Consider the following 6474-nt stretch of genomic DNA (forward strand, 5'->3'; position numbering starts at 1 on the left):
GCGGGCGGCCTGGCGCTCGGTCTTGTCCGCCTCGACCTCGGCAGTGGGCCGGAACGTCTCGTCAGCGTCGATCGTGACCTCGTGGCCGGCCTCGCGCAGCGCGGTCGCGGCACGGTTGATGGTCCACCACTTCGGGAGGCGGTCGCGGGACTGCGGGACGTACCAGGCGCCGATGGAGCGGCCCCAGCGCCAGCCGGACGCCTTCAGGATCTCGGCGGTGCCGTCGCCGCGGCTGGTGCCCTCGATGATCGTTCCGGCCTCGGGGGTGTGGGTGATGGTGAGCATGTCGGTTCTCCTTCTCGGTTCGGGGGGGGTCAGTCGTTGTCGCGGTAGTCGGCGGGCGTCTCGCTGCGGTCGTGCAGCGCATAGGCGGCCGGGAACAGGTCGAGCGCCCGCGCGACATCGACCGGAACGACGACGTAGGCCCCGGAGGCCATGTAGCCGATGCGATCCGCGGGCAGCGGCGCGACGGGCTCGAAGTGCTGCAACGTCACCCCGGCCACCGCGCGGCCACCGCTGCGGGTGACCAGGCGCACGGCGGGCGTCTGCTCGGTCACCGGGTCGTTGCCGCCGGCGCCGACGATGACCACCTGACGCGCGGTCCGGCTGATGCCCTCCGCTCCGGGTCCGTGGTTCTCGCTCGTGATGACCTCGGTACGTGTGCCGCGCTGCTCGCTCATGGTGCGTCTCCCTCTGGCTGATCGTTTTTCTTTGCCTCTCCGGCGGGGAAAACCGTTTGAGTGGAGGCGGCGGAGTGACGCCGATCACGGGCGAAATAAGCCCGCAGGGCGCGTCCGGGATCGGTGGCACGCAGCCGGTGGAGCGAAATAGGTTGAGACCGCGGAGAGGTGAAGAAAACCCGAAGGATGGGCCGCTCTGCGGCCTCCCCACGGTGTCGCGCAGCGACGCTGCGCGAGGACCCTCGCGCCCCCGGAACGGGTGTCTAAGACGCGCTCAGCGGGGTACAGGGCATGACACAGCGTCCAGCGTGCGAAGTACCCCGGGCGTGATCGTCTGGGCCGACTAGCGGCCGAGGCCTCCGATTTCGGGGCCGCGGGCCGGCTTCCTGCTCGTGGGGAAGCTCTGAGCAGCTGTTGCGCGTGTCTGCACGAGGGCGGTATCGACTAGCGGGCGTCCAAACGCCGTGCGGGACTTGTCGACGTCGACAGTGCGCGGCTGTCCTTCGCCGGCGGTGTTGAACCGGCGGAATCGCATCACGGTCGGGCCGGTTTCTGCGAGCTGTTCAGCGGAGAACTCGGGGAACGAACGACCCTCGGGGCCGGCGTAGACGTTGCGGGCGTACTCGCTGGGAACCCATCGGCCGCCGAGCTCATCGGCGCCGGCTAGGGCGCGTTCGTAGGACTGCTGCCACCGACCGGCGATCCGCGCTTCCGACAGCTCGAACGGCACCTCGACGTCGATCACTTCGACGCTGTAGCCGGCGGCCGCGAACCGTTGCCCCAGCTCGACTGCCTTCTCGGGTGAGGAGAGCACGGTGTCGATGACGACGTTCTGGCCGTCTCGCATCGCCGCAGCGCGGAGCTGGGTGGCGAGGAGGGAGGATTCTTCGTGTACGAGGGAGGCCAGCTCGAGCGGGAAGAACTTCTCCCCCGCCGCCTCGGCGGAGCGCACCTCTGGCGGCAGAATGGCGCGGTCGTAGCTGCCGTCCTTGATTGCCTCGGTGAGCAGCGCTCGCTTGAACTCGTCGGCATCGACCGTGAGCCACGCGCTGCGGTCGGCGCCGAGCACGTCTGCGAGAACTGTCGACTTTCCCGCTCCTGGTGGGCCGGCGAGGATGATCGCCTTCTTCTCCGAGCGGACGTCGGGAAAGTGAGCGCGGTACTCGTTCACGAGGCGGGCGTGCATGAGTCGGCGGGCAGCGCGAGGCTGGACCGATCCATCCGACTCCTGGGTGAACCAGTCCCGGTTGTTGACCGTCGCGCGCTCACTCGCAGGGCTCAGTGGGCCTCCCGCCCGAGCCCACGCGCGCACCGTCTCACGGTGCGCGGCGATCGCTGACGAGTCCTCCGCCGTCACCGACCTTGCTCGCTGTAGCGGTCAAGGATCTCGTCGTACGCGTCCGCGTCGATCAGGTGCTCAGTGAGAGCGCGACCTACTTCCTCGAACTCCCCCGGGTCCAAGGTGGTCCAGTCGTAGCCATCGCTGGGCGAACCTGGACGATACGGCCAGCGGCCGAGCTCATCGATGACTTGCTCCCGTGTCAGCTCTCCCGCGTCGTAGCGCTGGGCGATTTCGTAGGGCGTCGCGCCAGAGAACCCGGGACGCACGTCGGGCACTGCGGCCGCAGACTTCAACGCACTGTTGACCGACGGCTGCGAGATGCCGATGTCGCGGGCGAGCTGCGACTGAGTGGTGCCTTCGGCCGCCGTCCGCAACGCGCGGAGGTACGACACGCGGGTTACGACCTGCAAGCTGCGTAGCCGGCGAACAGTGTCCCCATTGGGCCTCTCAGCGATCGACACGGCAACCACCTCCTATAGAACATTCTATCCCAGCGCGAGAGCAGCCGACAGAGGTCACCGTGCGTGCGCGGTTGCCAGTTCTCCCCAGTGCGTTGTCGCGCGCAGCGACAGCGCATCGCGTTTCATCGTCCACACCGGTCCTTTGCGGATGCCGGCGAGGCCAAGGCCGACCGCGGAGCGGCCGTGGCGCTTCGTCACGGCGTCGATCGTGGCGCCGAGGCCCTTGGTGTCGAAGTCGTTGTCGAACACGTCCAGCAGGGCGTGGGAGCCCTTCGCAGACAAGTTGGTGAGGATGACGCCGGCGCGCACGTAGCGCGCACCCTCGCGCAACCTGGGCACAAGGGTGCCGGTGGCGGCCTTGACGATGGTCACCGGGTCGTCGGTGGGGACGGGGAAGCCGGCCATGCCGCCGGCGGACTCGTAGGGCGCGTCGGCGTAAGGCGACGTCGACGCGAACACGCTCATCGTCTTGGTGACCGACCCCTGCGCTCGGAGGCGGTGCGCGGCACGCTGCGCGTAGACGGAGAGCACCTGTTCCATGTCCGCGATCGTCGTCACGGGTGAGGAAAACGAGCGCGAGAAGATCAGCTGGTCCCGGACCGTGCGTGCGGCCTCGAGCGGGATGCAGTCGATTCCGCGCAGCTCGTAGACGGAGCGCTGCAAGACGACGGAGAACTTCTTGCGGATGAGGATGGGATCGGCGTCGCGGAGGTCGCGGATCGTGTGGATGTTCAGCTCTGCGAGGCGCTTCGCGGTGCGGCCGGCGACGCCCCACAGCTCGGTGACGTGTTGCGAGGCCATGAGGCCGTCCATCTGCTCGGGGGTGTACCAGTCGGTATCGCACACTCCCCCGAGGCTCGGGTGCTTCTTCGCCCCGCCCTTGTTGACGAACTTCGCGAGAGTCTTGCTCGGCCCGAAGCCGACGCACACCGGCAGGCCGACGTTCTTCGCGACGGCCGCGCGCATTGCTCGGCCGATCTTCTCCCGCTCCGTCACATCGCCGTCGACTCCGACGAAGCTCTCATCGATCGAGTACACCTCCTGCCAGGCGGAGTATCGGCCCAGCAGCTCCATGACGCGCGCGGACAGCTCGCCGTACAGCTCGTAGTTGCTCGAGCGGGCGATGACCTCCGGGAGTCGGCCGGCTCTGATCAGAGGTTCGATCTTGAACCAGGGGGTGCCGTTCTCGATGCCGAGCTGCTTCACCTCGTCAGAGCGGGCGACCACGCAGCCGTCGTTGTTCGACAGGACGACGACGGGCCGCCCGCTCAGCTTGGGATCGAACAGGCGCTCGCACGACACGTAGAAGGAATTGACGTCGATGAGGCCGATGCGGCGCTCAGAGCGCACGGTGGAGCCGGTGCAGGCAGACGGTGACGACGCCCCACACCTGGAGGTCGCTCAGCTCGGGGACGACGATCGGGGGATAGTCGGGGTTCTCGGCACGCAGCACCACTCCCCCGCGGTGCAGTTCGAGCCGCTTGACGGTCAGCTCGCCGTCGAGAATCGCGATGACGACGCTACCGTGGGTCGGTGTGATCGAGCGGTCGACCACGAGCTCGTCGCCGTCGCTGATGCCGGCGCCGGTCATGCTCTCGCCGGACACGCGGACGATGAACGTCGAGGTCTTGTCGCGGATCAGGTGGTCGTTGAGGTCAAGAGAGCCGTCGAAGTAGTCCTGCGCCGGCGACGGGAAGCCTGCGGCCACCGCGTCGCCGGTGACGAGGAAGGCGATGGAGACGGCCTCCTCGGCCGGTGTGGCTATGCGGTCCACGACGGTGACGCTCATGCCACCCTCCCTCGCTTAGTCGAACGTGTGTTCGAATGCGTTCGAGTGTATGTCGACTCCACCGACATGCGATCACGGCCCAGGCGGTGGGGCGGCTCAACAGGTGTCGGTCGGGCGTGTCCTACCCAGATCTCTATATAGGTATCTGGGTAGCTTGCTATCTGTGTAGCTTGCTATCTGTGTAGGTATCAAGATAGGTTGCGACCATGCAGACGATGATGATCTACAGCGAGAGCGGTGGTGCGACCAAGAGCACCACCGCCGTCTCCCTGGCGACAGTGGCGGCGGAGGACGGCAAGCGCGTCATCCTGATCGACCTCGACCCGCGCGGGGCGACGACCAAGTGGCTCGACGCGCAGCCCGTCGACGTCGGCCTCGACGTCGGCGCGATCCTCGGCAACCAGGACCCGCGGGGGTGGGCGGACGAGCTGGCCGTGCCGTCACCGTTCCACGAGAACCTTCGAGTCATCCCGTCCGACCGCAGCGTGAGTGCCCGCGAGACGGACGACCCGGGGGAGGTCGGGCATCGTCTGGCCGACTCGCTCGAGGGAGTGCCGGCCGACCTGGTGATCATCGACTGCCCGAACCGCCAGGGCGGCTCACTGATCTTCAACGCTCTGACGGCGGCCGAATCGGTGATCTACGCGGCCACGCCGACCGCGGACGGCGTAGACGGGTTCCTGGGGGCACAGGAGAGCGTGATGCGCTACAACGCCACCAGCGGCCGCCAGGCGGTCGCTGAGGCCGGCATCATCGTCGGCGGCTACAAGGAGACGGTAACGCCGCGCGAGGCGACCCACAGCATCGAGCAGATGCGGGGGACGGGCCTTCTGCTGACGCCGCTCATTCCACATCGGACGATCGTGGGGGAGGTCCGGTACTCGCACGACTGGTACGGCCGCTTCCGCAAGGGAGCCCCCGTCGCCCAGGCATACCGAGAACTTGCACGAAAGGTGATCCGATGACCAACGAGGACCGCCCCCAGAGCCTTCCCGCTCGACGGGCACAGCCGGCGCCGGACCGGCGCGACCCGATCGACTCGAAGCCGCGCCCGGCGCCGGCTCCTGCTGCGGCCGCACCGGCGACGTCGGCCCCGGCGCGAACGGGTGCCACGGCTCCTCGTTCTCGGCCGCGGAAGGCTCCTACGGAGGTTCTGCACGCCGATATCGAGGCGGAGCTGTCGTACTACGTCGAGGACCTGCGCGTCGCAACAGGACGAACCAAGCGCGACATTGTGGAGTCGGCGCTGCGCGAGTACCGCGATCGCAACCCGCTGGCCTAGCCAGCCGCGTGGTACTAGATAGCCAGATACCTATATAGGTATCTGGCTATCTAGCTTTTGACGGGGCGTCAGAGCGTGGCTGCGCACCAGGTTGTGACGGCCTTCTCGAAGACAGCCGGGTCAGCGTTCCATTCGAGGGCGTGAGCGGAGGGCCGGGCGGGCACGAGAGGAGCCTGCTCGTGCGTCTGGCTGAACGCACGGGAGTCGCTGAACGGGGTGGTGCGGTCACCTTCGGAGTGGATCAGGAGTGCAGGCACGGGGACTTGCACTGACGCTCGGGTCCAGTCGAGAGCGTGGAAGTCCAACGGAACCGGCGACCCGAGGAGGCGGCTGAGGATCGGCGTCGCGAGGGCGGCTATGGCCGCGGAGGCGATGACGCGGGGGACGCCGGCATTGGCGGCGCTGTAGAGCACGCTGCTGCGCCAGCTGAGGACGGGGGAGACGAGGATCAGCCCGGCGATCTGCGAGCGGTGCGCCGAGCTCGTAGCGAGGCGCAGAGCGATCGACGCTCCGCTCGACCAGCCCACGAGCAGGACGCGGCGGGCTCCGCGCTCGAGCGCGAGAGCGATCGCGGCGTCGACGTCGGGCCACTCCGTCTGCCCCAGGGTGAAGGCATCCAGCGGCGCAGGCGGGCCTTCTCCGTCGCCTCGGAACGAGGGGACCAGTGAGGTGTACCCGGTCCTTCTGAGGGCGTGAACGGAGCGGAAAGCGCCGTCTCGTCCGGACAGGCTGCCGTGAACGTGGATCGCCCAGGTGCTCGCGGCGTCTCCGTCGCCGGGGAACAACCACGCGGGCGCGTCGCCCAGCTCAGTTGCGACCGGAACCTCCCGGGCCTCGGGGTCAAGTTCTTTCGCCGTGGCGAACACGTTGCCGATTGGTCGGCTGACGGAGCCGGCGGCGGGGGAGGGGCTGCCGGGAGG

8 protein-coding genes and 1 pseudogene are annotated in these 6474 nt (G+C 68.2%); 2 read left to right on the plus strand and 7 right to left on the minus strand.

The features are described 5' to 3' along the window. From C5C95_RS16795 to C5C95_RS16820, 6 genes and pseudogenes are all read right to left on the minus strand, one after another. A pseudogene (locus tag C5C95_RS16795) lies at window positions 1–285 on the minus strand (hypothetical protein); the annotation flags it as partial. Between the two features lie 29 nt (window positions 286–314). After that, entirely contained in the window at window positions 315–680 is a 366-nt protein-coding gene (locus C5C95_RS16800; protein ID WP_104277454.1) for a hypothetical protein, read from the minus strand. Window positions 681–1023: 343 nt separating this feature from the next. Further along, the gene (locus C5C95_RS16805; RefSeq protein WP_258067409.1) at window positions 1024–1851 is read right to left on the minus strand and encodes a zeta toxin family protein; all 828 of its coding nucleotides are present in this window, start codon (window positions 1849–1851) and stop codon (window positions 1024–1026) included. Between the two features lie 182 nt (window positions 1852–2033). Then, window positions 2034–2483: a hypothetical protein gene (locus tag C5C95_RS16810; protein ID WP_104277455.1), complete on the minus strand. Its 450-nt coding sequence runs from the start codon at window positions 2481–2483 to the stop codon at window positions 2034–2036. A gap of 54 nt (window positions 2484–2537) precedes the next feature. Then, complete coding sequence (locus tag C5C95_RS16815; protein WP_104277456.1) at window positions 2538–3833, minus strand: Y-family DNA polymerase; 1296 nt, start codon at window positions 3831–3833, stop codon at window positions 2538–2540. Further along, window positions 3823–4272, minus strand: a complete 450-nt coding sequence (locus tag C5C95_RS16820) for a LexA family transcriptional regulator (protein WP_104277457.1) — start codon at window positions 4270–4272, stop codon at window positions 3823–3825. The genes C5C95_RS16815 and C5C95_RS16820 overlap by 11 nt, the downstream gene beginning before the upstream one ends. Window positions 4273–4478: 206 nt before the next feature. Here C5C95_RS16820 and C5C95_RS16825 point away from each other — a divergent pair, with 206 nt between their 5' ends. Both C5C95_RS16825 and C5C95_RS17210 read left to right on the plus strand, forming a co-directional pair. Beyond that, complete coding sequence (locus C5C95_RS16825) at window positions 4479–5237, plus strand: ParA family protein (RefSeq protein ID WP_104277458.1); 759 nt, start codon at window positions 4479–4481, stop codon at window positions 5235–5237. Beyond that, a complete protein-coding gene (locus C5C95_RS17210; protein ID WP_146082607.1) occupies window positions 5234–5554 on the plus strand; it encodes a hypothetical protein in 321 nt (106 codons plus the stop codon). The genes C5C95_RS16825 and C5C95_RS17210 overlap by 4 nt, the downstream gene beginning before the upstream one ends. 68 nt (window positions 5555–5622) lie before the next feature. Here C5C95_RS17210 and C5C95_RS16830 read toward each other — a convergent pair. Then, window positions 5623–6474 (minus strand): S9 family peptidase (locus C5C95_RS16830; protein ID WP_146087114.1); only part of this gene is annotated, 852 nt, incomplete at its 5' end.

It is taken from the genome of Rathayibacter sp. AY1B7, assembly GCF_002932735.1.
Lineage (GTDB): Bacteria > Actinomycetota > Actinomycetes > Actinomycetales > Microbacteriaceae > Rathayibacter.